This is a genomic window from Mesorhizobium sp. AD1-1 (genome assembly GCF_020164655.1).
GTDB lineage: Bacteria > Pseudomonadota > Alphaproteobacteria > Rhizobiales > Rhizobiaceae > Mesorhizobium > Mesorhizobium ciceri.
In genome coordinates, this window is record NZ_JAIUGP010000020.1 from 41,240 (window position 1) to 65,425 (window position 24,186).

The 24,186-nt window shown below is 61.6% G+C and carries 21 protein-coding genes; 12 read left to right on the plus strand and 9 right to left on the minus strand.

The genetic code is table 11. The annotated features are described in order from the left end of the window. Positions 1-294: 294 nt before the first annotated feature. A complete protein-coding gene (locus LB519_RS28230) occupies positions 295-897 on the minus strand; it encodes a DUF995 domain-containing protein (protein ID WP_224621681.1) in 603 nt (200 codons plus the stop codon). Between the two features lie 226 nt (positions 898-1,123). Here LB519_RS28230 and LB519_RS28235 point away from each other — a divergent pair, with 226 nt between their 5' ends. The 3 genes from LB519_RS28235 (at position 1,124) to LB519_RS28245 (ending at position 4,909) form a co-directional block, all read left to right on the plus strand. After that, positions 1,124-2,752 carry an ArnT family glycosyltransferase gene (locus LB519_RS28235; RefSeq protein WP_224621682.1) on the plus strand — a complete coding sequence of 543 codons (1,629 nt, stop codon included), beginning with the start codon at positions 1,124-1,126 and terminating at the stop codon, positions 2,750-2,752. 184 nt (positions 2,753-2,936) lie between these two features. Then, the gene (locus LB519_RS28240; protein ID WP_013532498.1) at positions 2,937-3,863 is read left to right on the plus strand and encodes a lysylphosphatidylglycerol synthase transmembrane domain-containing protein; all 927 of its coding nucleotides are present in this window, start codon (positions 2,937-2,939) and stop codon (positions 3,861-3,863) included. Between the two features lie 44 nt (positions 3,864-3,907). Continuing rightward, on the plus strand, positions 3,908-4,909 hold the full coding sequence (locus LB519_RS28245; RefSeq protein ID WP_224621701.1) for a glycosyltransferase family 2 protein: 1,002 nt from the start codon (positions 3,908-3,910) through the stop codon (positions 4,907-4,909). 159 nt (positions 4,910-5,068) lie between these two features. On the opposite strand, the gene LB519_RS28250 is transcribed toward LB519_RS28245, so the two are convergent. Together LB519_RS28250 and LB519_RS28255 are read right to left on the minus strand one after the other, a co-directional pair. Beyond that, positions 5,069-5,476, minus strand: coding sequence for a hypothetical protein (locus LB519_RS28250; RefSeq protein ID WP_224621683.1), 408 nt, complete (start codon positions 5,474-5,476; stop codon positions 5,069-5,071). 292 nt (positions 5,477-5,768) lie between these two features. Next, a complete protein-coding gene (locus LB519_RS28255) occupies positions 5,769-7,649 on the minus strand; it encodes a glycosyltransferase family 2 protein (protein ID WP_127384679.1) in 1,881 nt (626 codons plus the stop codon). Positions 7,650-8,249: 600 nt separating this feature from the next. Here LB519_RS28255 and LB519_RS28260 point away from each other — a divergent pair. Together LB519_RS28260 and LB519_RS28265 are read left to right on the plus strand one after the other, a co-directional pair. Then, a complete protein-coding gene (locus tag LB519_RS28260) occupies positions 8,250-9,173 on the plus strand; it encodes a glycoside hydrolase family 26 protein (RefSeq protein WP_224621684.1) in 924 nt (307 codons plus the stop codon). A 133-nt stretch (positions 9,174-9,306) separates the two neighbouring features. Beyond that, positions 9,307-9,792 (plus strand): DUF995 domain-containing protein, encoded by a 486-nt coding sequence (locus LB519_RS28265; RefSeq protein WP_013532503.1) that lies wholly within the window; start codon positions 9,307-9,309, stop codon positions 9,790-9,792. A gap of 29 nt (positions 9,793-9,821) precedes the next feature. Here LB519_RS28265 and LB519_RS28270 read toward each other — a convergent pair whose 3' ends face one another. After that, the gene (locus LB519_RS28270) at positions 9,822-10,271 is read right to left on the minus strand and encodes a DNA polymerase III subunit chi (protein ID WP_013532504.1); all 450 of its coding nucleotides are present in this window, start codon (positions 10,269-10,271) and stop codon (positions 9,822-9,824) included. Between the two features lie 28 nt (positions 10,272-10,299). Continuing rightward, complete coding sequence (locus tag LB519_RS28275) at positions 10,300-11,811, minus strand: leucyl aminopeptidase (RefSeq protein ID WP_224621702.1); 1,512 nt, start codon at positions 11,809-11,811, stop codon at positions 10,300-10,302. Between the two features lie 51 nt (positions 11,812-11,862). Here LB519_RS28275 and LB519_RS28280 point away from each other — a divergent pair, with 51 nt between their 5' ends. The 7 genes from LB519_RS28280 (at position 11,863) to rsmA (ending at position 19,776) form a co-directional block, all read left to right on the plus strand. Next, on the plus strand, positions 11,863-12,051 hold the full coding sequence (locus LB519_RS28280; RefSeq protein WP_157678558.1) for a hypothetical protein: 189 nt from the start codon (positions 11,863-11,865) through the stop codon (positions 12,049-12,051). A gap of 111 nt (positions 12,052-12,162) precedes the next feature. Beyond that, a complete protein-coding gene (gene lptF, locus LB519_RS28285) occupies positions 12,163-13,365 on the plus strand; it encodes an LPS export ABC transporter permease LptF (RefSeq protein WP_013532506.1) in 1,203 nt (400 codons plus the stop codon). After that, entirely contained in the window at positions 13,362-14,447 is a 1,086-nt protein-coding gene (gene lptG, locus LB519_RS28290; RefSeq protein ID WP_174299091.1) for an LPS export ABC transporter permease LptG, read from the plus strand. The genes lptF and lptG overlap by 4 nt, the downstream gene beginning before the upstream one ends. Further along, a complete protein-coding gene (locus LB519_RS28295; protein WP_064993142.1) occupies positions 14,447-16,867 on the plus strand; it encodes an LPS-assembly protein LptD in 2,421 nt (806 codons plus the stop codon). Before lptG ends, LB519_RS28295 begins: the two co-directional genes overlap by 1 nt. Before the next feature lie 90 nt (positions 16,868-16,957). Continuing rightward, complete coding sequence (locus tag LB519_RS28300) at positions 16,958-17,896, plus strand: SurA N-terminal domain-containing protein (RefSeq protein WP_024504313.1); 939 nt, start codon at positions 16,958-16,960, stop codon at positions 17,894-17,896. Position 17,897: 1 nt separating this feature from the next. Further along, a complete protein-coding gene (pdxA, locus tag LB519_RS28305) occupies positions 17,898-18,926 on the plus strand; it encodes a 4-hydroxythreonine-4-phosphate dehydrogenase PdxA (RefSeq protein WP_127384835.1) in 1,029 nt (342 codons plus the stop codon). 10 nt (positions 18,927-18,936) lie between these two features. Beyond that, complete coding sequence (gene rsmA / locus LB519_RS28310) at positions 18,937-19,776, plus strand: 16S rRNA (adenine(1518)-N(6)/adenine(1519)-N(6))-dimethyltransferase RsmA (protein WP_127370435.1); 840 nt, start codon at positions 18,937-18,939, stop codon at positions 19,774-19,776. A 48-nt stretch (positions 19,777-19,824) separates the two neighbouring features. Here the strand turns inward: rsmA and gmk are convergent, their stop codons facing one another. From gmk to fabF, 4 genes are all read right to left on the minus strand, one after another. Further along, positions 19,825-20,481 (minus strand): guanylate kinase, encoded by a 657-nt coding sequence (gmk, locus tag LB519_RS28315; protein ID WP_013532512.1) that lies wholly within the window; start codon positions 20,479-20,481, stop codon positions 19,825-19,827. 3 nt (positions 20,482-20,484) lie between these two features. Continuing rightward, the gene (locus LB519_RS28320) at positions 20,485-21,375 is read right to left on the minus strand and encodes a YicC/YloC family endoribonuclease (protein WP_013532513.1); all 891 of its coding nucleotides are present in this window, start codon (positions 21,373-21,375) and stop codon (positions 20,485-20,487) included. Between the two features lie 155 nt (positions 21,376-21,530). Beyond that, positions 21,531-22,796 (minus strand): endolytic transglycosylase MltG, encoded by a 1,266-nt coding sequence (gene mltG / locus LB519_RS28325; protein WP_127366166.1) that lies wholly within the window; start codon positions 22,794-22,796, stop codon positions 21,531-21,533. A 102-nt stretch (positions 22,797-22,898) separates the two neighbouring features. After that, positions 22,899-24,161 (minus strand): beta-ketoacyl-ACP synthase II, encoded by a 1,263-nt coding sequence (gene fabF, locus LB519_RS28330; protein ID WP_127366165.1) that lies wholly within the window; start codon positions 24,159-24,161, stop codon positions 22,899-22,901. Positions 24,162-24,186: the final 25 nt, after the last annotated feature.

Below are 24,186 nucleotides of genomic sequence, written 5' to 3' on the forward strand. Positions count from 1 at the left end.
TCAAGTATAAGCCAGGGGCGCATTGCGACATACTATACTTGGGCCGCTTCCACGCCGCATGAGTGACCACTCGCACATCACACGCTATATTAGATATCACTAATTATTAAATTTCATCAAAACCGTATGGCAGGCCATCGTCTTGTCGTCCGGGTGATGCAATTGAATGCGATTAAATGCGATCGGCGCGCCGATCGCGCCTGCCGAGCCACTCAACTATAAGCGATTCGCGGGTTCCACGACAGGCGCACGGGAAGAACAGCCAGGCCATCTCAGCGCGGCCGGAAGCGCGGCCTACTTTTTGGCATCGACCAGCTTGCGGGTCACTTCGAACTGCGCGCCCTTGGTGTCGCCTGCTTCGAATTTCTTGTATTCGTCAGAAGGATTCTCGGGAGATCGCTTGAAACCGTACCATTCCCCGTCCGGATCCTTGCGTTGCTCGATATTCCGGCCCTGAATGCGGTGGCTGTAGCAGGTGCGGTGCTGCTCGCCGGTGTAACCTTTCGATCGCCAGGCGAGCTCCATGCACATCTTGCCGTCCTTGGTCACCAGCCATCTGCCCTCCGCGACAGACGCGGTGTCCTGCCCGGACGTCCAGGCCTGGAGACGTCGATTGTCCTGCGCGAAAAAGGCCGCGCCGTTTTTCCATATCCATGTGCGGTCGGCATAAAGAAGCTGCAGCTCGTAGGCAGTCGGAGCCGGTGCGATGACCGTTTCCGCTGGTCTGCCGTCTTTGGCGGCAGCCGCGTGCGCCGTTCCCGAAAGCGCCGTCTGGCCGCAGAGGGCCAGGAGAAACATGAGTTGCATACAAGTTGCGAACCGACAATGTTTGCGTCGACGGTCGACACCATGCGGTGGCAATCCGTTCAGAGCTGTCAGTACAATTGGCGTTCGCATGCCCGTTTTGCCCAAGATAGCACTATCATCGCTCTGACAGCCGTATGAACTATTTAACAGTCGCGAGAACGGTGATGTCAACCTTTGCGAGCGGACGGACAACAACCGTTCCAGATGTGCGCATCCCGCTGTCGTCAAAATTAAGAAATGTGTCATATGCTCTGCCAACTCTGACAATCGCACTCAAAAGCAACATCCGCAGACGTCAGGGAGGACGCGGTTTCAAATGGCGGGCGACCCGGAATTGAACCAGGCCGAAGGTCAGCAATACCGGCAGCAGTCGACCGTCCGGGAAACGACTGCTCGCAACACCGTGAGCCCCAACATGGCGATCTTGCTGGGGATACTGTTCATTGCGATCCTGTTCAGGTTCCACAACATAACCTTGCCGCTGGTCGATGCCTTCAGCTGGCGCGAAACAAGTACCGCGATGATGGCCGACAATTTCCAGCAGCGCAGCTGGAACATCTTCTTCCCCGAGGTCAGCTGGACCGGGCCCGGGCCAAGCTATCAGGGCCGCGAGTTCCAGATCGTCAGCTATCTGACCGCCATACTCTACCAACTCTTTGGCTGGCACGACTGGTTCGGCCGCATGATTGCGGCCCTTTTCGGCTTGGTGACGGTGCTTTCACTGCACAGACTAACGGCGTTATGCTGGGGCGAGACGCACGCCCACGCCGCGGCACTTGCCTATGCGCTGATGCCGGCGGCGATCATGATCGACAGCTCGTTTCTTCCCGACCCCTCGATGCTGGCTCTGGTAACCTTGGGCGTCTGGCTTTTCACGAAATACTGGACGGGAGGCAGCGCGTGGCTGCTCCCCTTCGCCACAGCCAGCTTTTCCCTCGGTGTGCTTGCAAAACCACCGGGTTTGGCTGCTGGAGGCGTCATATTCTATCTGATGGTTTGCTGGCTTTTGCAAAATCGGCGAAAGCATGCGGCCAAAGTATTCATAAGCGGACTGGTCAGCCTGTTCGTCATCGGCGCCTACTACAGCTGGGCCATTTATCTCGGGCGAACCTATCCGCCGTTTCATGTCGCGGGCAGCGGATACATCTGGGATTCTGGATTCTGGACGTTTTTCAACAACGATTTCTATTTCAAATCTGTTTGGAACACGTCGGTCTGGTGGTTTTATGGCTATCCGTTCATGATTTTGATGGCGGTCGGATTCTGGATGCCGCCCCAGCCAGTCGCGGAATCGAAAGAACGCGCTCTTTCGGCCATACCTTTCATATGGCTTGCAGCGGCCTCTGTTGTTTATCTCGCTGCGGCACGTGAGATCACGACCAATCCATGGAACTATCATATATTCCATGTGCCATTTGCGATGTTTTGCGGCCGTGGCGCGGTCGTCCTGGCGACGCTTGGAGCCAAAACCGTTCCGTCTCCTGGGGTAATTCTGCGGTCGATTTGCATCGTGGCCGCTATGCTTGTCTGGTCGACTTTTCCTCTCGTCCGGACGATGAAGGCGCCCTTCGCCATGAATGGAAAGTTGCTTGGCGAAGAGCTGGCGCGCAGGGCCCAACCTGGCGATCTTGTCGTGGCCATCGCTCCGGAGGTGGGAGATCCCGTCGCAGTCTATTACAGCAGGGCGCGCGGGTGGGTGTTTCCGCCTGGTGGCGGCGACGTGGAGTGGTCCAGGTTCGTCGAGGACGATGCCATCGCGATAGCACAGCTTGAGGAACTTCGCACGCAAGGCGCGGATTGGTTCGGCGTGGCAAAGGATGCCGAAGACAGTCAGAAACGGCCGTTCATCGAGCATCATGACGGGGTGATCGACTATCTCAACAAGATCGGGACCAAGCGGCTGGATTCGGACAACCTCCTGATTTATGAAATCAGCCGGCCTTGATCTGGTCAGGCCGTTGGGCTTATGGGCTGGGGATCAGGCAAACGTTGGAAATCCGGCGACGGTCAGCGACCTTGCCGACCCGCCCTCGCCTGCCCAACGCAGCAAGCTAAGCGAGACAAGCCGGCCAGCAAGCTCAAATATCTCTACGGCTGGCGGAATTCGACGGTTGCGACCGGAGGAATTGTTGAAACGAGCGATTTCGATCATTGTGACGCTGGCCCTGCTGGCCTGGCTCGCCAGCGACTCGCGCTGGCGCATGGTCGGCGACGCCTTTGCCCGCATCACGCCCGGCACCTTCGCCGTGGCGACGATCGCGTTCTTCGCCACCTATGTCTTGCGTGCGCTGCGCGTCTGCGACGAGTTCCGCGACGAGGTGCATGGCCGCTTCGGCGCCTGCCTGCGCGTCATTCTGATCCACAATGCGATGATCAACGTCGTGCCCTTTCGCGGCGGCGAGACGGCCTTTCCCCTGCTCCTGCGCCAGGTCTTCGGCATACCGATCATGCGCGCCAGCGCCTCACTGCTGTGGTTCAGACTGCAGGACGCTTTCGTCGTCGGCGTGCTCGCCCTGGCGGTGTGGCCGGGCCTGCATCCGGCGATTAGGATTGCGGGCGGGGCCGTCTTGATCGTCGCCGCCTGGTACCTGCCGCGCTGGGCGCGTGCGCCGCATGACTGGGCCGGCCGCGGCAAGATCGTGGCGAAGCTCGGCAAGCTCCGAGATGTGTTCACCGAAGCAACCGGGCGCTCGCGCTATGGCTGGTGGTGGACGATCGCGAACTGGTCCCTGAAGCTCACTGTGCAGGGATGGTTGTTGGCAATGCTGCTGGGGACATCCTTTTCGACCGCCTTTCCAGGCGTCGTTGGGGCCGAAGGAGCCGCCATACTGCCGGTGCAAGGCGTCGCCGGCTTCGGCACCTATGAAGCGGGAGCAGCGGCGGCGCTGCTCACCTCCGGAATCACGATGAAGAATGGCTTGCAGGCGGCGCTGGCGCTGCACCTGTTCATCTTCTGCTCGGCAATCGCCACGGGTGCGATCGCCTGGCTGTTTCCCTCGAAATCGACGCTGCCGGGAAATCCGGCTGTCGGACCTGCAAGGAAGCCATCCCAATGAACGTATTGCCCATCCCTGCTTCGGGACTGCCTGACGGCGCGGTAATGCCGAACCATACGCTGTCCATCGTCGTCCCCATGTACAACGAGGCCGAAAACGTCGAGCCGCTGCTGGCACGGATCCACCAGGCGATGGAACGCTACGACCAGCCCTGGGAGGTCGTGCTGGTCGATGACGGCAGCACCGACGCGACGGTGAGCGAGATCAGGCGCCTTGCAGCGCATTACGGCTCGCATGTGCATGCGGTCGAGCTCGTGCGCAACTACAAGCAGACCGCCGCGATGCAGGCCGGCATCGACGCGGCGCGCGGCGACGTCATCGCCACGATCGATGGCGACCTGCAAAATGATCCCTACGACATTCCGCGTATGGTCTACCGCCTGCTGAGCGAGGATCTCGACCTGGTGGTCGGCTGGCGCAAGGACCGGCAGGAAGGGTTTTTCATGCGCAGGCTGCCCTCGCGCATCGCCAACGCGCTGATCGCGCGCGTCACCGGCGTGCGCCTCAAGGATTATGGCTGCAGCCTCAAGGTCTATCGCGGCAACGTCATCCGCAGCGTCAAGCTCTACGGCGAGATGCACCGCTTCATCCCGGCATGGCTGGCCACGGTGACGACCCCCAGACGCATCGCGCAGGAGGTGGTGAAGCACCATGCCCGCATCCACGGCCAGTCCAAATACGGCATTTCGCGCACCTTCAGGGTCGTGCTCGATCTGGTGTTCATGTACTTCTTCATGCGCTATCGCACACGGCCGGGACATTTCTTCGGCGGCATCGGCATCGTGCTTGGCGCGCTGGGTTCTCTGATCCTTGCCTACCTGCTTTGCCTGAAGCTGTTTTTCGCCGAAGACATCGGAACACGCCCGATGCTGTTCACCGGCTTCTTCCTGCTCATCGCCGGGGTGCAGATGGTGACGTCGGGCGTGCTGGCGGAAATGCTGGCACGCGTCTATCACGAGGCGAACGGAGCATCGGCCTATGTCGCGCGGCCACGGCCGCCGGGCGGCGACAATGACGGCTGGCACGCCCCGGGCCGAGCATCGTGACCTGATCGGAATGCCACGGAGGTCCGCGCCTAACGAACGCATGGCGGTTGGAGGGCAAGAGGCAAAGCGCAACGTCTGCGCAAACCTCCCGCCCTCCACTCGCGCCCCCCGGCAAAGACCCGGCAGCAGTCAAATCGGCCGCGCTTCAGGTCTGATGGCTTAGTAACGCGAACGGCAGCTGGCGCGCTGGCCGAAACCGCTCGGACCACATATCCAGGGCGAATGACCCAGGAGCGGGCCGCCATTGCCCAGACTGTAGGAGACCTTCACCGTCGCCGGCCTGCCGACCCTATGCGGCCGCACGAAGGCCGCATAGGCCTCCTCCCTCGTACGCGTCACGTTGGTCATCTTGGTGAGCGGTTTGCGGTTGATCAGATGCAGCCGCTTGTCCTTGGCGTAGTGCACCCTCTGGCCAAGCGAATGAACCACGGGCTTGGTGCCGATCGAGCTCGTCTTGGTGGCATCCATGCTTTGGCAACCGGACATCATCGAGATCAATGCAACCGCGGCAAATGCACAGGCATGTTTCTTGCCGAGCCTTGCCCCTCTTTCCATTATTTTGTTCATCGCTATCCCCTGCCATGAAATACAAGTCGCTGGAGCGCGGAGATATATTGCTCTTATTTGCTTTCCGCACCACGCGAGTGACCCATCGCCACTCACATCATGGGCTGTATATTAGGGGAGACTTATTAAATATCATGCAAACGATATGATGAGCGCGGTCTTTCGGCACTCGACCGGATATTATTAAAATTTGACCTTTTGGGCTCGTGCCTGGCCCTGCTACAGCTTGCCGGCCGGCTATCAAGGCAAATGCGGTTCAGGGGAGTTGTTTGCGCACGGACGCCTGTCGGCGTCAGCGTGGCGGATTCCAGGCGGGGTCAAGATGGAATGTGCGGGTTCCGCTCCCGCCGCGCCCGGCTCCGGAAACCGGGTAGGCCACGCTGACGATGCGCATACCGCCTGCCCCCTGCTGGAGCCCATATATGCCTTCCAGGCCGCGGTCACAGAACGCGGCGCCCGGGACGAAGAGCGCAACGCCAGCGAGCGAGGTCTGCAAGGCGAGTTTCGCGGCATTGCAACGCAACGAAATTTTGTTCTCCACGAGGTGCCTGGTGATGATCACGACCACAAGCAATCCGTAGACGAACGCATTGAAGGCAGCGAACCAGTAGAAGCCGGCGGCGTCCGAGGCGCGGTCTACAAGAAGGACCGGCAGCGAAGCTCCCATTGCAAGCACCACATAGGGAACAATAACGCGGGCAGGCAGCAGGTTTTTCGGGCCACTGCCCTTGGGGGTAACGCGAAAATCGACGAACGACTTGGTCAGATAATCGCGGATCGACGACAGCGTGCCCGCCAGCACCCACGGCCAACGAGCGAAAAATGAGAACAACATTCCCTCCCAACTGATCGTCTTGGCGGTCAGTGGGCGCGACAGCCCGAAGGACTTCAACAGCATCACCAGCACAATCAGCGAAATCGAGTTCGGCGCATAGTATAGAAGGAAGTCAATATACGTCACATTGGCGAAATTCTGACCCGTAAGAAGCGCGTATATCGGCATGATGTACATGAGAAGCGAAAATACGGCGAAAAGCGGATACCAGAGCTGGCGGAACAGGAACTGGAATTTCAGCCGTGGCGATACCTTGGAAAGGTATATGGGCGAGTATTCGAGCATGATCGTCATCAGGCTCCGCGACCACTGGAACTCTTGCGTGACAAGATCGCCAAAGGTTTGCGGGCCGTCGCCATGGGCAATGGCGTCTATGGCATGCACACCGCGCCAACCAGCCGCAATGAACAGCATGGACGTCGAGTGATCTTCGGCCAGTTCCGGGCCAAGGCCGCCGACCTGCTTGAGCGCTGCGGTTCTCACGGCATAGTGCGAGCCGATGCAGAGCGGCGTTCCGTCGCCCGTGTGGCCGGACTGCAAAGGTCCGTGGAACATCCCTTCCGGGAACAGCCGGCCGCGTGCCGACCAGCTTTCAGCGGCATTGTTGTCGCATATGCTCGGCGCCGATACATAGCCAACCGCCGGGTCGGCAAAGGCGACCAGGATTTCCCTGAGATAGGTTGGTGTCGGGACGTGGTCCGCGTCCATCTGAGCGACGAAGTGATAGCGTTCATAACCATAGTGGTCGTAGAAGAAGGCCAGGTTTCCCTCTTTGCAGCGCGTCCGGCGGGGCCACACCTTGCGGTGATAATCTTCCCGCCCGCGCCGCGTCGAAATCATGACGTTATGGGCATCGCACCAGGCAATCGTTTCCTCGGACGGGTCCTCGTCGGCCAGCCAGGTATCATGCGGACAGTCCTGCGCCAGCATTGCCTCGAGGGTTCGCGCAACCACGGAAAACGGCTCTGACGGAGCCTTGGTCACCACCATCGCGACACGCGAATGCTTCGGGATCGTGTGAAGCCTGGACGGCTTTTTCATCGCATGCACGTTCAAGAGAAAATACATCGGCATGAATGTCAGCCATACGAGCGTCAATGTCGCCAGCATGTATGGGATGACGTGTTCGATGTGCCCGGGCTGCAGCCACCAGAACCAGAAAAATCCGAACGTTACCGACCAGCAGGCAAGTCCCAGCTTCCAGATCCGCTTCTGGGCGGCCGACAGCACGGGCACCAGAAAAGGAGGCTTCTCCGCCGCCTTCCCCGGAGCTGCCCCACGCCCCCGTTTCGGCATGGTCTTACTGCCGATGATCCCCACGTCCGCGGAAACACTCATACACTTAACGCCGCCACCCGAGCATCAGCCAAACGACGGCCGATGAGCCTAACCCAGCAGCAGAATCCGCTCAGGCATCCTTAGAGTCAACTAAATTAGTTATTTCTTAACTATGGTTCTTCAGAACTGGTTAAGGATAGTCCGGTGGAACAGTTTCCACCGACCAGCACGTGAACGATGAGCCGCAAATTTTTCAGCGCTGGAGAATTCGCCGATGGGCCAAAGCTGTCCGGCAAGGATCGAACTTTGAGAGCAGCGTTAACCATGTCGCGCGCACATGGTTAAGCAACCGTTAATTGCACTTGACTCTTGGTCGCGACCGGCTCTTAAATTAGCCAGGGATGATATATCGGGATATTGACGCGAATTTGTGAGTATCGCGGCGAACTTTCTCTCGAGCGCCCCCTGTATAGGGCCTTGAGAGATAATTTTTGGGTGGCTCTGTGTCAGGTTTCGCACATCCGCCAACGGGTCGCTCCGAAATCCCGCAGATTCTGCCAAATAGAGCCGATCGGTTTTGGGTAATCGTGTCGATCAAGCATCGATGCGCACGGGCGAAGCCTTAACTTCCGCAAGAGGTTGGGGCCATGGGAGATCGACATGAAACACTCCACAGTAAAAGCACTTGCAATCGCGCTGGCATTGGGCGGAAGCGCCGCGTTCCCCACGGCAGGAGGCGCTGGCTCAGTAGCCGCGACGGACCCCGTCCAGACGAGCAGCGCCGCCTCGGCGTTCGGATCCTACGATCCCTACGGCGACTTCAGCGCCGACAAGAGCGCCAGCATCGAAGAGCTGTTCCTGCCCTGGGAAGACGTCGATCTGTCGACGCTGCCACTCGCCGACGCCTATGCGCTGCAGCGCGGCCGTTCGCTGCTGATCACGGTTGAGCCGTGGACCTGGTCCAAGGACTGGCGCATCACCCCGCCCGAATTGCGCGACGGCATTTTGAGCGGCAAATATGACGCCAACATGCAGGCGATCTGCGACCTGATGGGACAGATGAAGAGCCCGGTGACCATTCGCTGGGCGCAGGAAATGGAAGACAAGAACGGCCGCTTCACCTGGGCCAACTGGGCTCCCAAGGACTGGATCTCCGCTTACAAGCGCGAAGTCGACATCTGCCGCAAAGCTGCCCCCGCAGCCAAGTACATGTGGTCGCCCAAAGGCGAAGAGGGTTTGGAAAAATACTACCCCGGCGACGACTATGTCGACGTCATCGGCCTGTCGGTGTTCGGTCTGCAGAAAAAAGATGATGACGAGACCGGCCGCGACCGCACCTTCGCTGAGCTGCTGAAGCCCGGCTATGACCGCGTTGCAGTGTTCAACAAGCCGATCATCGTTGCGGAACTCGGCTATGTCGGGAAGCAGGACTATGTCTCGAAATGGCAGGAAGATTCCCGCAAATCCTACGCGGAGTTCCCGGCGCTGACTTCGGTTGTCTACTTCAACCAGAAGGAAGTGTGGCCGTGGCTGGGTGGCTATGGTCTGCCCGACTGGAGGGTGACCCAGCACGTCCTGCCGTAGACGCATCGTGCTGATCGACCCCGACGCGATCGGGATCGACTTCCAATCTCCTTGTTTGATCGTGATCCATCCCGAACCAGCGGTTCGGGATGAGGATTGAGGCGTGGCGTAAATCAGTCTGTGGAGAAGTTTCGTGAAGCGGGTAGTGGGAAATTATCTTGGAGCGGCATTCGCCTGCTCCGTTCTTGTTCTTGCCTTCCAGGCTCCTGCGACAGCCAAGACGGCGATGAAAATCGCCGAGCAGGCTCAAGAGGCCACAGCGGTTCCTGACGAAGGCGTCTACCAGATCTATCAGAACCATTCGTGGCTGTGGGGCAAGAAGGGCGCCGGCTTCTTTGCCGTCAAGCAGAGACAGTTCGAGTCCTGGACCCACGACAAAGGCAAGTCGGGCTATGGCGACGGCATGTGGTTCATTCCCGGCGGCGGCAAGCTGTGCTGGCGTGCGCAATGGCACGGTTCCTGGGGCGTGAAGGGCTCGATGACCTGCTTCGAGCACCGCCAGGCTGGCAAAGTAATCTACCAGCGCAAGGCTCCGGATGGCGACTGGTATGTTTTCAAGAGATTGAAACACGGCGACTACGTCACCCGGAAACAGAACCGGATCAAGGCAAGACTGTAGGATCGTGTCATCCGCCACAAGCGGCTGGTCTACGCCTTGCGCTCCCAGCGGCGATCTGGCGTCTGTTGCCAGTAGGTGACGTCGTGGCCAGCGCTCTTCATCACCTTCCAGTGTCCTCGCGCCGCCTCGAGCTGGGCGGCATCGTGGCCATCGAACAGGAACACCGCGCGCTCGTAGCCGCCAAGGTCAGGCGGCACCGCGCCGTCGACCAGGAACCTTATCTTGGCGTCGTTGGGATTGCCGTCGCCGGTGGTCAACAGAATCGGCTGTTCGCCGGGATGAGCCTCACGATCGGTTGCGTGCGCCAGGAACGAATCGTCGCGGAAGGTCCAAAGATGCTGGTCGAGCGCATCGCGGCGTTCCTCGGTGCCTGTCTGCACCACGGCGCGCCAGCCACGGTCGACGCTGCGCTCCAGGAGGCCTGGCAGCGCATCCTCCAGCGTCGATTCGGTCAGGTGGTAGAACAGAACGTCGGCCATCGCTTCAGCCTATAGTGATCGAACCCGTTCACTGCTCATAGTTATCGCGCACCAGCCGGTCGAGCAGCCTGACGCCGAAACCGGAACCCCACGACTGGTTGATCTCGTTCGACGGCGCCCCCATCGCCGTGCCGGCTATGTCGAGATGAGCCCATGGCGTGTCCTTGACGAAGCGCTGCAGAAACTGCGCCGCGATGGTGGCGCCGCCAAAACGGCCGCCGATGTTCTTCATGTCGGCGTTCTTGGAATCGATCAGCTTGTCGTATTCGGCGCCGAGCGGCATGCGCCACAGCCGTTCCTGAGTCGCCTGCCCCGCCACCGACAATTTTTCGGCCAGTTCGTCATTGTTGGAAAACAGGCCGGCATAATGTTGGCCGAGCGCCACCATGATGGCGCCGGTCAGCGTCGCCAGATTGACCATGAATTTCGGCTGGAAGCGGTCGTTGCAGTACCACAACGCATCGGCCAGCACGAGGCGGCCCTCGGCGTCGGTATTGAGCACCTCGATGGTCTGGCCCGACATCGAAGTGACAATATCACCGGGACGCTGGGCATGACCGTCGACCGCATTTTCGACCAGTCCGATGATACCGACGACATTGGCTTTCGCCTTGCGGGCCGCCAGCGCATGCATCAGGCCGGTAACGGCGGCGGCACCGCCCATGTCGCCCTTCATATCCTCCATGCCCGAGGCCGGCTTTATGGAATTGCCGCCGGTGTCGAAAGTGACGCCCTTGCCGACGAAGGCGATCGGGCTGTCCTTCGGCTTGCCGCCGTTCCACTGCATGATCGCCATGCGGGCGCCGCGTGGCGAGCCTTGCGCGACACCGAGCAGCGAGCCCATGCCGAGCTTCTTCATTTCCTTCTCAGCCAATATCTCGACCTTGACGCCGAGTGCCTCGAGTTCCTTGGCGCGGGCAGCGAACTCGACCGGCCCAAGCACGTTTGCCGGTTCGTTGACGAGGTCGCGCGCCAGAAGGACGCCGTCGATCACCGCCTCGGCATCGGCGAAGGCCTTCTTCGCAGCGGCCGGATCGGCGGTATGGATGGTCACCTTGACCGGCTTCTTCGGCTCTGCCTTGCCGTCGTCCTTGTCCTTCCTGGTCTTGTACTTGTCGAAGGAATAGCTGCGCAGGAGAATGCCCGCGGCAAGGCTTGCCGCGTCCTTCGCGCTCGGCGAGGCGCCGACCACATCGAGGACTACCGCTACCTCGGTCGCCTTGCGCAGCGACGCGGAAACGGTGCCGCCAAGCTTCAACCACGCATATTCGTCCAGTCCCGACACCTTGCCGGTGCCTATCGCCACCAGTCTGTCGAGCGACGCTCCCTGCGGGGCCAGAACTTCCACCGTGCTGGCGAACTTGCCCGTGAACTCAGCCACGGGAAAAGCCCGCTCCAGTGTCTTGCCGGGATCACCGGCCTTGGCGACGTCGCTGAGGCCGCCCTCATCCGCCGCGAGCACGAAGACCGTGCCCTTCTTGTTCACCGCGCTCTGGGACCCGGAAAATTTGGCGAAGGCGATCGACGGTCTTTGATTCATCATGTCCTGCTTTCAGGGAATGCGCGACTTTTGGGGAAGCGGTTCGAAACGATGCGCGACATTTGGTCGTTTTCCGGCATTTGGCAAGACTTTGCCGAATTGGCATCCCATATGACCTATGGAATCGATGACGATTCGTCGCGGCACGGCCCCGCTTTTCGCCGCAACTTGTTGTTAACCATCGATGTTCGCCCTTTCTTATCCATTCCCGCCGACACTCCGCCCAGCCGGGGGGCGTGATGTGGGACAGAACCCGGATAGACCATCTGATGAGCCAGTTGTGCAGGCGCTGCCGGACAGCTACCTTGTTCGGCGGCATGATGCCGTTCGAAAAAATCGAGAAAAGCCTTCATGAAGGTCGTTGAACGCTACATCATGCGCCGCGCTTTCGTGGTCTTCATGGCCGCTCTTGTGTGGACGCTGGCGATCGTATGGACGACGCAGGTGCTGGCAAAGATCGATCTGGTCACCGACAGCGGCCAGTCGGCGCTGACCTTCTTCGAAGTCGCCGCCCTCATCCTTCCGTCCATCATCCCGATCGTCGTGCCTTTTGCGCTGGTGGTGGCGGTCGCACAGACACTCAGCGTCATGAATTCGGATTCCGAACTTGCCGTCGTCAACGCCGCGGGGGCCTCGCGCTGGACGATCGTGCGGCCGATCATGTTGCTGGCGCTCGCCGCAGCTGTTTTTTCCTTTGCCGTCGACAACGGCATCGATCCTTACGCACGGCAGAAGAACCGGGCCCTGGTGGCATCGTCACGCGCGGATCTGTTGTCGCTGATCATCCAGGAAGGTACCTTCCGCAAGATCGACGACGGGTTGTTCCTGCAGGTCGGCGAGCGCCTTCCCAACAATCGGCTGGGCGGCATTTTCGTCGCCGATTCGCGCGAAGAAGGCGTCAACCTCGTCTACTACGCCAAGACCGGCAGCATCATCGAACGCGGCGGTGAAAAGGTGCTGATGATGAATGACGGCGTCATCCATCGCAAAACGCTGACCGGCGATCTCTCCGTCATCCGCTTCACCTCCTATGCCTTCGACATGTCGGCCTTCATGGCGGCGGCTTCAGCGGTGACGCTCCTGCCCAAGGACCAGACGACGCAGTACCTGCTCAACCCGAGCGCCAATGACAAGTATTATCAGCAGAGCCCCTACGAATACCGGGCCGAAGTCAACCAGCGGTTCTCGGAATGGACCTATTCCATGGTTTTCGCGCTGATCGCGCTTGCGGTCGCCGGGGATGCGCGCTCGCACCGCGAGGCGCGCGTCAATCCGCTGATCACGGCGATCACGATATCGCTGTTCGTGCGTTGGCTGGGCTTTTTCGCCGCCAGCAAGGCGGACGAGATTCCGCAATATGCCTATATGGTCTATGGTGTGCCGATCGTGGCTTCCGCGGTGGCGATCTGGTTCATCGTCTCGAACCGGACACTGGAACTGCCCGTGACCTGGGCGGACTGGATGACAAACTTCGCCTCGCGCATCGCTGACAGCTGGAATGCTTTCAAATTGCGTTTGTCCAGGCGCGGCACATCAGGGCAAGGGGTCGGCTGATGGGCTGGACACTGGGCCGCTATTTCTTCTTCCGCTACGTGACGATCACCATCTGGTTCTTCATCGGCCTCCTGGCGCTGGTGTTCCTGATCGATTTCACCGAGCTGTCCGGCCGCACCACCGGCCTGCCCGGCTTCACCTACGGCACGGCGGTAGCCATTTCAGGCCTCCGTATGCCGATGATCATGCTGCAGACGGTGCCGTTCGTCGGTCTCTTCTCGGCGATGGCGACGCTGGTGTCGCTGAACCGGCGCTACGAGCTGGTCATCGCGCGTTCCGCCGGTGTTTCCGCCTGGCAGTTCCTCTTGCCCTGCTGTATCGGAGCCTTGCTGTTCGGCGTCCTGTCGGTTGGTGTCATCAATCCGCTCGCCGCGCACGCATTCTCCTGGTCCGAGCAGATCGAAACCCAGCTGCGTTCCGGCAAATCGAACACGGTCTCGGCCGATGCCGCGCCCTGGATCCGGCAGAAAACCAGTTCGGGGGACACCATCATCGGTGCGCGGGCCATCCTGAACCAGGGCCTGGAAATGGCCGATGTCGTATTCTTCATTCTCGACCCGCAAGGCAACATCGTCGAGCGCAAGGATGCTGCCCGTGCCTTCCTGCGCGACGGCTATTGGGAATTGCAGGACGTCAAGACGTTCCAGAACGGCACGATCCAGGCATCGGCAACCGATCGCGTACCGACCAATCTGAAGCCCGAATTCGTGCAAGAGCGGCTGGCGCGCCCGGAAACCATCCCCTTCTACGACCTGCCCGGAAAGATCGAGGTTGCCCGCTCCTTCGGCCTCAAGGCAAATGCCTTTGCCATGCAGTTTGATTCGCTCGTGGCGTTGCCGTTCCTTCTCGTCGCCATGACGCTGATCGCGGCAACGGTTTCAATGCGATTTGCTAGGATGGGGCAGTCGGCGACGATGATTCTGGGTGGCATCATCGCTGGCTTTCTGCTTTATGTCGTTTCGGTTCTGGTGAAGGCATTCGGCGTGGCGGGATTCGTGCCGACTGTCGTAGCCGCCTGGGTACCGGTCATGGTGGCTATGTTCTTCGGGGTGACTTTCCTGCTATACAAGGAAGACGGCTAGTGAGGGAGGCGTTTTTGCCCAGCAACAGGCAGGCCGGTTTGGCGCGCCTCTATGCGGCGACCGCCTTGGCGTGCGTGCTTGCCTACGCCGTTCCGGCACCGGCGCTTGCGCAGGACGTCGGCGACATGGCGACATCGGTTCCATCCGGCTCGCAAATGCTGCTGGCCGCCGATACGCTGGTCTATAACAACGACAACCAGACCGTGACCGCCGTTGGCGGCGTGCAGATCGACTATGGTGGCAATCGCCTTGTCGCCCAGCGGGTCGAGTACAACCGCAACACCAAGCGAATGGTCGCAAGCGGTAACGTCGAAGTCATCAACAGCGACGGTACCAAGATCAATTCGCAGCATATCGACATCACCGATGACTTTGCCGACGGCTTCGTCAACGCGTTGCGGGTCGAAACCATCGACAAGGCCTATTTCGCCGCCGAAAGCGCCGAACGCATGGGCGGCGTGCTGACCACCTTCCACAATGGCGTCTACACCGCCTGCGAGCCGTGCGAGGATAAGCCGGACAAAGCGCCGACCTGGCGCGTCAAGGCCAAGAAGATCATCTGGAACGGCGAGAAGAAGACGGTTCGCTTCGAGAATGCGAATTTCGAGTTCTTCGGTTTTCCGCTTGCCTATCTGCCTGCATTCGAAATTGCCGACCCGACGGTGAAGCGCAAGAGCGGCTTCCTGATCCCGAGCATCATCTACAAGAGCGATCTCGGCGTCGGCGTGAAAGTCCCCTATTATCTTGCATTGGCGCCGACCTACGACCTGACCGTCACCGGCACCGGCTATACCAAGCAGGGTTTCCTCGGTGAGGCCGAGTGGCGTCAGCGCTTCAACAATGGCGAGTACAGCTTGAAGATCGCCGGGATACACCAGCAGAATCCCGACGCTTTCCTCGACACCACTGCCTTCCCCTCCAGCTCTGGCCACAACGTCAATTCGGGCAGCGCCGGCGATCCCAACAAATTCCGCGGCATGATGGGTACCCAGGGGCAGTTCGCCATCAACTCACGCTGGAACTTCGGCTGGGACGTGCTGCTGCAGACCGACAAGAATTTCTCGAACACCTACGGCATCGAAAAGTACAATAGCAGCGTCCACCAGTCGTCGGTCTACTTGACGGGTCTCAACGGCCGCAACTATTTCGACGTGCGCGCCATGCATTTCGATGTGCAGGAAGATACACCTGACGACAACGCCTCTGCGCGAAGCGGACAACAGCCCTGGGTGCTGCCGTCGCTCGACTACGCCTATATTCCTGATGCGTCGGTGGCCGGCGGCCAGCTATCGCTCAACGTCAACGCGCGTGTCATCCGCCGCGACGAACTCGATGACACTTTCTCCACCCCCATACAGCGTGTCCCTGGTATCGAAGGCGAATCGGGCCGTCTCACCGCCGAGGCCGAGTGGAAGCGGAGCTTCGTCACCGATGGCGGGCTGGTGCTGACGCCATTGCTCGCACTGCAGGGCGACGTCGACTACCTCAATGCGTCATCGGCTTCGCTCACTGCCATTAACAATATGGCAGCAAATTTGAACGAGCAGGCCGATATGCGCTCGTCATTTGCCCGTTACATGGCAACCGCAGGCCTCGAGATGCGTTGGCCGGTGCTGTTTTCCATGGCCAGCGGGTCCAGCCATGTCATCGAACCGATGGCACAGGTCTTCATGCGTCCGAACGAGCAATATGTCGGCGGCCTCTCAGTACCCAACGAAGACGCCCAAAGCATGGTCTTCGATGCGACCACCTTGTTCGAACGCGACAAGTTCTCCGGCTACGACCGCGTCGAAGGCGGTTCGCGCGCCAATGTCGGCTTCCGCTATTCCGGCTCCTACAACAATGGCTGGGGCACCAATGCCATTTTCGGCCAATCCTATCAGATTGGCGGCGAGAACTCGTTCGCCGCGCCGGATTTGGTGAATGTCGGCGCAAACTCCGGCCTCGACACGACCAAGTCCGACTATGTCGGCCTGTTCGGCATCAACAGCCCCAACGGCTTCGCGGCCTCGGTCAGCGGCCGTTTCGACGAACAGAGCTTCGAGATCCGCCGCGCCGAGGTGAAGGCCGCCTATTCCGGCCTGCCTGTGTCGCTGAGCGCCAAATACGCCTTCATCCAGGCCCAGCCGCTGTACGGCTTCACCACCGACCGCCACGAGGTCACGCTTGGTGCATCCACGCATCTGGCCGAAAACTGGCGCGTCTTCGGCACAGGAACCTACGACCTGCAGCAGAGCCTGCTGGTCAAGGACGGCGTCGGCTTCGCCTACAACGATTCCTGCTTCACTTATTTGATGACCTACTCGCAGTCGCGCGATCTGAACACCAGGGAGGTGTCGCAGACCATCGGCTTCAATCTGTCGTTCCGCACCCTCGGCGATTTCGGCTCGTCGACCAGTGCCGTCGACACGATCCAGTAACAATCGGCGACATCGTTTCGCCGCATAGGGCTGGCACGGATTTCGCGCACCTGGAAAGATCAAATTGGGCGGGACCGGGATAGAATTGGGATGCCAACGATGAGGAAATACCTCTTTTCAGCAGGTTTCGCGTTGCTCGTGGCGGCGACGTCCGTGTCGATCACCGTAATGGCGCCGCCGGCTTTCGCCAGCGAGATCAAATACGTCGTCAACGACATTCCTGTCACCACCGGCGACATCGCCCATCGCGCCGCCTTCCTGAAGCTGCAGCGCAAGAAGGGCGATGCCGGCCAGGAAATGATCGACCAGACGTTGCGTATGGCCGAGGCCAAGCGGCTTGGTATCCGCATCAGCGACGCCCAGGTCGATGCCGCGTACCAGCGCTTTGCCTCGAGCAACAAGATGCAGCTCAGCCAGCTCGACGGCGTCATGGAGAAGTCGGGCGTCACTAAGAGCCACTTCAAGGAATTCATCCGCGCCCAGATGGCCTGGAACCAGGCCTTGAGCGCGCGCTACCGTTCCGGCGACGGCACCGGCGCCGTCAGCGAACAGGATCTCGTCAGGAAGATGCTCGAAAAAGGCGGCGCCAAACCGAGCGCCACCGAATACATGCTGCAGCAGGTCATCTTCGTGGTGCCGGCGGCTGAACGCAGCGCGACGCTGGGCAAACGCAAGCGAGAGGCCGACGCCATGCGCGCCCGCTTCAACGGCTGCAACACGACGCGCGAATTCGCCAAGGGCCTGATCGACGTCACCGTTCGCGATCTGGGCCGGGTGCTGGCGCCGCAACTGCCGCCGGACTGGGCCGAGCAGATCAAAGCTACCAAAGTCGGCGGTGCCACCGTCACGCGCGAAACTGAACGCGGCGTCGAATTCATCGGCATCTGCTCGTCGCGCGAAGTGTCCGACGACAAGGTTGCCCAGATGGCGTTCCAGGCCGAAGGCTCCGGCGGCGACAAGGATGCCGACGCGCTCAGCAAGAAATATGTCGACGAGCTGAAGGCAAAAGCCCGCATCGTCAAGCGCTGACGTGGGCAACGCAGTGACTGCGCTCGCGTTGAGCGCCGGCGATCCGTCCGGCATTGGGCCGGAGATCGCCATCGCCGCCTTCATGGCGCGTGAAGCTGCCGCCCTGCCCCCCTTCTACCTGCTCGCCGATCCGGCGCTGATCGCCTCCCGGGCGCGCCTGCTCGGCCTCTCGCTGCCGATCGCCGAAGCCACCCCGGCACAAGCGGCGCAGGTCTTTGCCCGCGCCTTGCCGATCGTTCCGCTGGCTGCAGGCTGCATCGACAGCCCCGGCCAGCCGGATCCGGCCAATGCGGCCGCCACCATCGAGGCCATCGACCGCGCCGTCGCCGATTGCCTTGCCCGCGAAGCCTCGGCCGTGGTCACCTGCCCCATCGCCAAGAAGCCGCTCTACGATGCCGGCTTTCGCTTTCCCGGCCACACCGAATATCTGGCGCATCTGGCGGCTCGGCACAGCGGCGTCGAGGCGATGCCGGTGATGATGCTGGCAGGACCCGACCTGCGCACCGTTCCCGTCACCATCCACATAGCGCTGGCCGAGGTGCCGAAGGCACTGACCACCGAACTGATCGTCGCCACCGCGCGCATCACCGCTGCCGACCTTGCCGGCCGCTTCGGCATCGCCAGGCCACGGCTGGCGATTGCCGGGCTCAATCCACATGCCGGCGAAGGCGGCGCCATGGGCCTCGAAGACGAGCGGATCGTGCGCCCGGCGGTCGACATCCTGCGCGCCGAAGGCATCGACGCTTTCGGCCCTTTGCCGGCCGACACGTTGTTCCATGTCCGGGCGCGGGCTGGTTACGACGCGGCCCTTTGCATGTATCACGACCAGGCGCTTATCCCGGCCAAGGCGCTGGCTTTCGACGAGGCGGTCAATGTCACGCTCGGCCTGCCCTTCATCCGCACCTCGCCCGACCACGGCACGGCCTTCGACATCGCCGGCAAGGGTGTGGCGCGGCCCGACAGCCTGATAGCGGCGCTGAAGCTTGCCCGGCGGCTGGCCGACACGAACACCAAGGCGGTTGCCGTATGAGATCTCGGGCATGAGCATCGACGGGCTGCCGCCGCTGCGCGAGGTGATCGAGCGGCATGGGCTGCAGGCGAAGAAGGCGCTCGGCCAGAATTTCCTGCTCGACCTCAACCTCACCGGCAAGATCGCCCGCACCGCCGGCGACTTGTCCGATGCAACCGTCATCGAGGTCGGCCCCGGTCCCGGCGGGCTGACCCGCGCCTTGCTTGCCAACGGAGCGCGCCAGGTGATCGCCATAGAGCGCGACGAACGTTGCCTGGCTGCTCTTGCCGAAGTGTCCGACCACTATCCCGGCCGGCTGGAGGTTGTTTCGGGCGATGCGCTGAAGACGGATTTCACGGGCCTTGCCAGTCGAGCGACCGGCAATGGCGGCCCGGTCAAGATCGTGGCCAACCTGCCCTACAACATCGGCACGGAGCTGCTGGTGCGCTGGTTGACCGTCAGCGACTGGCCGCCTTTCTACACCTCGATGACTTTGATGTTCCAGCGCGAGGTGGCCGAGCGCATCGTCGCTCCCGCCGGCAGCGACAGCTATGGCCGGCTGGGGGTCCTTGCCGGCTGGCGGACGGAGGCGAGGATCGCCTTCGACGTACCGCCACAGGCATTCACGCCGCCGCCAAAGGTCACCTCCTCGGTGGTGCATCTTGTGCCGCGCCCGATGCCCCTGCCCACCGAGGTGAAGAAACTCGGCCGCGTCACAGAAGCCGCCTTCGGCCAACGTCGCAAGATGCTGCGGCAAAGCGTTAAGAGCCTCGGCGGCGAGGCCCTGCTCGACCGCGCCGGCATCGATCCGACACGCCGCGCCGAGACGCTCAGCGTCGAGGAATTTGTAAGGTTGACAAACGCGGTGTAAAAAGCTGCCGATCTGCCCCCTCGTGGGGGAGATTGGCGCTTCACCGCCTCAACCCGTCTTCTCGTCCAACAGTCCCGAGACGAAATCGAACAGGCCTGGCCGGCGGTCGCGTCTCAGCCGCTCGGCGACGACGATGCCGCGCACTTCGGCGAAGGCGCGGTCGAGGTCGTCATTGACGATGACGAAATCATATTCCTTCCAGTGCTCGATCTCGTTGCGGGCGTTTTTCAACCGCGTTTCGATCACCGCTTCCTGGTCTTCGGCGCGGCGCTTCAGCCGTGCCTTCAACTCCTTCATCGACGGCGGCAGGATGAAGATCGAGACGATGTCGGCGCGCATCTTCTCCTTGAGCTGCTGGGCGCCCTGCCAGTCGATGTCGAACAGCATGTCGCGCCCTTCAGACAGCGCCAGTTCGGCAGGCTCGCGCGGTGTCGCATAGCAATTGCCATGCACCTCGGCCCACTCCAGCAGCGCGTCTGAATCACGAAGCCGCTCGAATTCGCGCATCGTCCGGAAATGATAGTGGACGCCTTCGATCTCGCTGCCGCGGCGCGGCCTGGTGGTGACCGAGACCGACAGTTCGAGGCTGGAATCGCTTTCCAGAAGATTGCGCGCGATCGTCGACTTGCCGGCGCCGGACGGCGACGACAGGACGAGCATCAGGCCCCGGCGGCGAATGCGGGACCCCAAATCCTTGGCAACCATCGGCTACTCCAGATTCTGGATCTGTTCACGAAACTGGTCGACCACCGCCTTCAGGTCCAGCCCGATCGCGGTGATGGCGGCGGCATTCGACTTGGAACACAGCGTATTCGATTCGCGGTTAAATTCCTGTGCCAGAAAATCGAGCTTGCGACCGACCGCGCCGCCGCCCACCAGCAGTGCCCGGCCGGATGCGACATGCGTTTTCAGCCGGTCGATCTCTTCGCGAATATCGGCCTTGGTGGCCAGGAACGCGGCCTCCATGTGCAGTCGGGTGGCATCCAAATTGGCGGAAGCGTCCATCAGCAGCCTGACCTGCTCGGCGATGCGTTCCCGGATCACCGCGGTCTCGCGGGATGGATCCACTTCTGCCCGCAGCGTCAGCGCCTCGATTGTGTCGATATGACCCGACAGCAGCAAAGCCAGCGCGGCCCCTTCGCCCTGCCGTGCCTGTTCGAGCCCGTTCAAGGCCACTTCGAGCGCGGCCATGATCGCGGCATCGAGCGCGGCCCTCGCCTCCTCGGTTTCGACAGTTTCGGGAATGTCGAGCACGCCGCGCAGCGACAGCAGTCCATCCGAGGTCGCCGCAGCAACGCCGAACTGCTCCTGCAGCCGCTTGGCGAGCCCGGCCAGGTCCTTCAGGAAGGCTTCGTTGACGACCGGCTGCGCCTGCGCGCCGACGGCACGGCCGATGGTCAGCGTCGCCTGAAAATTGCCGCGTGCAAAACGTTTCTGAAGTATCTGCCGGACAGCCGGTTCCAACCGCTCGAAGCCTTGCGGCAGCCGCAGCCGTACTTCGACGCTCTTGCCGTTGACGGACTTGACCTCCCAGGCGATCGAAGTGCCTTCGTGCTCGGCGACGGCGCGTGCAAAACCGGTCATGCTCTGCAAATTCATATCGCCCACACGTCCCTGGCACATTGCCCCGAACCGGCTTTCCGGACAGAGCAAGTGCTGCTTGAAAATGACTGCGCCGCAGCGCGTCGAAATCGGACGCGCGGCGCTCTTGCAAATGTCAGGGCGTCGCCTGTCGGGCAACGCCTTTCTTCATTCTACTGGGCAGCGCCCGCGTCACCGCCGCTGTCGTCGGCACCGTCAGCCGGCGCACTGTCGGCCGGCCCACCGTCCGCCGGCTTGACGGCATTGCTGTCGCCGCCGCCGGTCGTCTTGGCGGCTTTGGCGACGTCATCCGCCTGCTTCTTCTGCAGAGCGCGATAGCGGGCGACATTCTCGTTGTGCTCGTCCAGCGTCGCGGCAAAGACGTGCCCACCGGTGCCGTCGGCGACGAAATAGAGGTCGTCGGTCTTCGATGGGTTGGCCACCGCCTCCAGCGCTGCACGACCCGGATTGGCGATCGGCGTCGGCGGCAAGCCGTTGATCACATAGGTGTTGTAGGGGGTCTGTTTCTGGATATCCGACTGGTAGATCGGCCGGTCCGCCGGCTTTCCCTTGCCGCCGAACAACCCGTAGATGATGGTCGGATCGGATTGCAGGCGCATGCCCTTGGCAAGCCGGTTCAGGAAGACGGCGGCAACCCGTGAACGCTCGTCACCCTTGCCCGTTTCCTTTTCGACAATCGAGGCCAGCGTGACGAACTCCTCGACGTTGGCCAGCGGCAGGTCCGGCGCGCGCCGCTGCCAGACATCGTCAACCAGCTTCTTCTGATCCGCAAGCAGCTTGTCGACCATCTGCTGGCGTGTCGCGCCGCGCGTGAAGCGCAGCGTGTCGGTGGCGAGGCTGCCCTCCGGCGGCGTGGTTGCCGGCATGTCGCCGCTCAAGGCAGTCTCCTCGGCGATGCGCTGCAATGCCTGGTCGACAGTCAGTCCTTCAGGGATGGTCAGCGAATACATCACCGACTTGCCGCTCTTCAGAAGCTCCATGATATCGCGCATGGAAGCCCTGGGCTTGATCTCGTACTCGCCGGCTTTCAGCGCCGAATCATTGCCGAAGGCCCGCACGCCAAGGCGGAATACCCGGGCATCACTGATCAGTCCGCGGCGTTCGAGCTGGTCGGCGATATCCTGGACGCCGGTGTTCGGCTTGACCAGGAAGGTGTCGCCATTGGCGGAGGGTCCGGGCTCGGTGAATTCCTGCTTGCCGAAATAGACCGCGACGCCGGCCGCCAGAACCACCAGCATCACCGAGGAGATGACGAAGTTCATGAACACGACGACCTGGCTGCGTGACGCACGCGAGCGCTTCGGCGGCGGCGTGCCGGCCTCTGGCCGCAACGCCTCGCTGGCCGTTTTCGGCACGATCGGTCCGGATGTTGCCGGCCGTTGCCCGAATTCTCCGTTGCCTGCCGGATTTGTGTTCATTTCGCCCTACCGTTTGATCGCCCAACGAATCCCCAGCGGCAGAGTAGAGGCGAATATGGCAAAATTGGCGGCACGCCAAAGCGTCGCCCGGCAGCCGGACGATCAGCCATTGTAGCGCTGGAAGACCAGCGACGCATTGGTCCCGCCAAAGCCGAACGAATTGGACAGCGCCACGTCGATCTGGCGGGCGCGCGGCTTGTTCGGCACCAGGTCGATCGCGGTTTCGCGTTCGGGGTTGTCGAGGTTGATGGTCGGCGGCGCGACATTGTCCCTGATGGCAAGGATCGAGAAGATCGCTTCGGCGGCGCCGGCCGCCCCAAGCAGATGGCCGATCGACGACTTGGTCGACGACATCGAAATCTTCGATGCGGCATTGCCGACAAGCCGCTCGACAGCGCCGAGCTCGATCGTGTCGGCCATGGTCGAGGTGCCGTGCGCGTTGATGTAGTCGACGTCGGCAGGCGTAAGCTTGGCCCGGTTGAGTGCTGCCGTCATGCAACGGAAGGCACCATCGCCATCCTCGGCGGGCGCCGTGATGTGATGCGCGTCGCCGGTGAGACCATAACCCGTCACCTCGGCATAGATCTTGGCGCCGCGCGCTTTGGCATGTTCGAGCTCCTCAAGCACGACAACGCCGGCGCCCTCGCCCATGACGAAGCCGTCGCGGTCGCGATCATAGGGGCGCGACGCCGTTTGCGGCGAATCATTGCGTTCCGTCGACAGTGCCCGGCATGCGGCGAACCCGGCGATCGACAGCCGCGTCACCGGCGCTTCGGCGCCACCGGCGACCATCACGTCGGCATCGCCCCACATGATCAGCCGGGCAGCATCGCCAATGGCGTGCGCGCCGGTCGAACAGGCCGTGACGACGGCATGGTTCGGGCCTTTCAGCCCGTGCCGGATCGAAACCTGCCCGGAGACGAGATTGATGATCTGGCCCGGGATGAAGAAGGGGCTGATGCGGCGCGGGCCGCGTTCCTTGAGGATCATCGCGTTCTCGGCGATGCCCTCGATGCCGCCGATGCCGGAGCCGATCAGGACGCCGGTGGCGCATTGCTCTTCATGCGTCCTGGGTTCCCAGCCGGAATCCTTCAGCGCCTCGTCGGCGGCAGCAATCCCGTACAGGATGAAGTCGCCGATCTTGCGCAATTCCTTCGGCTCGAGCACGGCCTCGGGATTGAAGGTGGCATTGCTGCCGTCACCACGCGGAATGACGTGGGCGATCTTGCAAGCAAGATCCTCCACCTCGAACTCGGTGATGCGCTTGGCAGCGCTGCGGCCGGTCAGAAGCTCCTTCCAGCTGTGCTCGAAGCCCATGCCGAACGGCGACAGCAAGCCAAGGCCCGTGACGACGACACGCCTCATCGCAGGTCCTCCCCGGTGATGACTG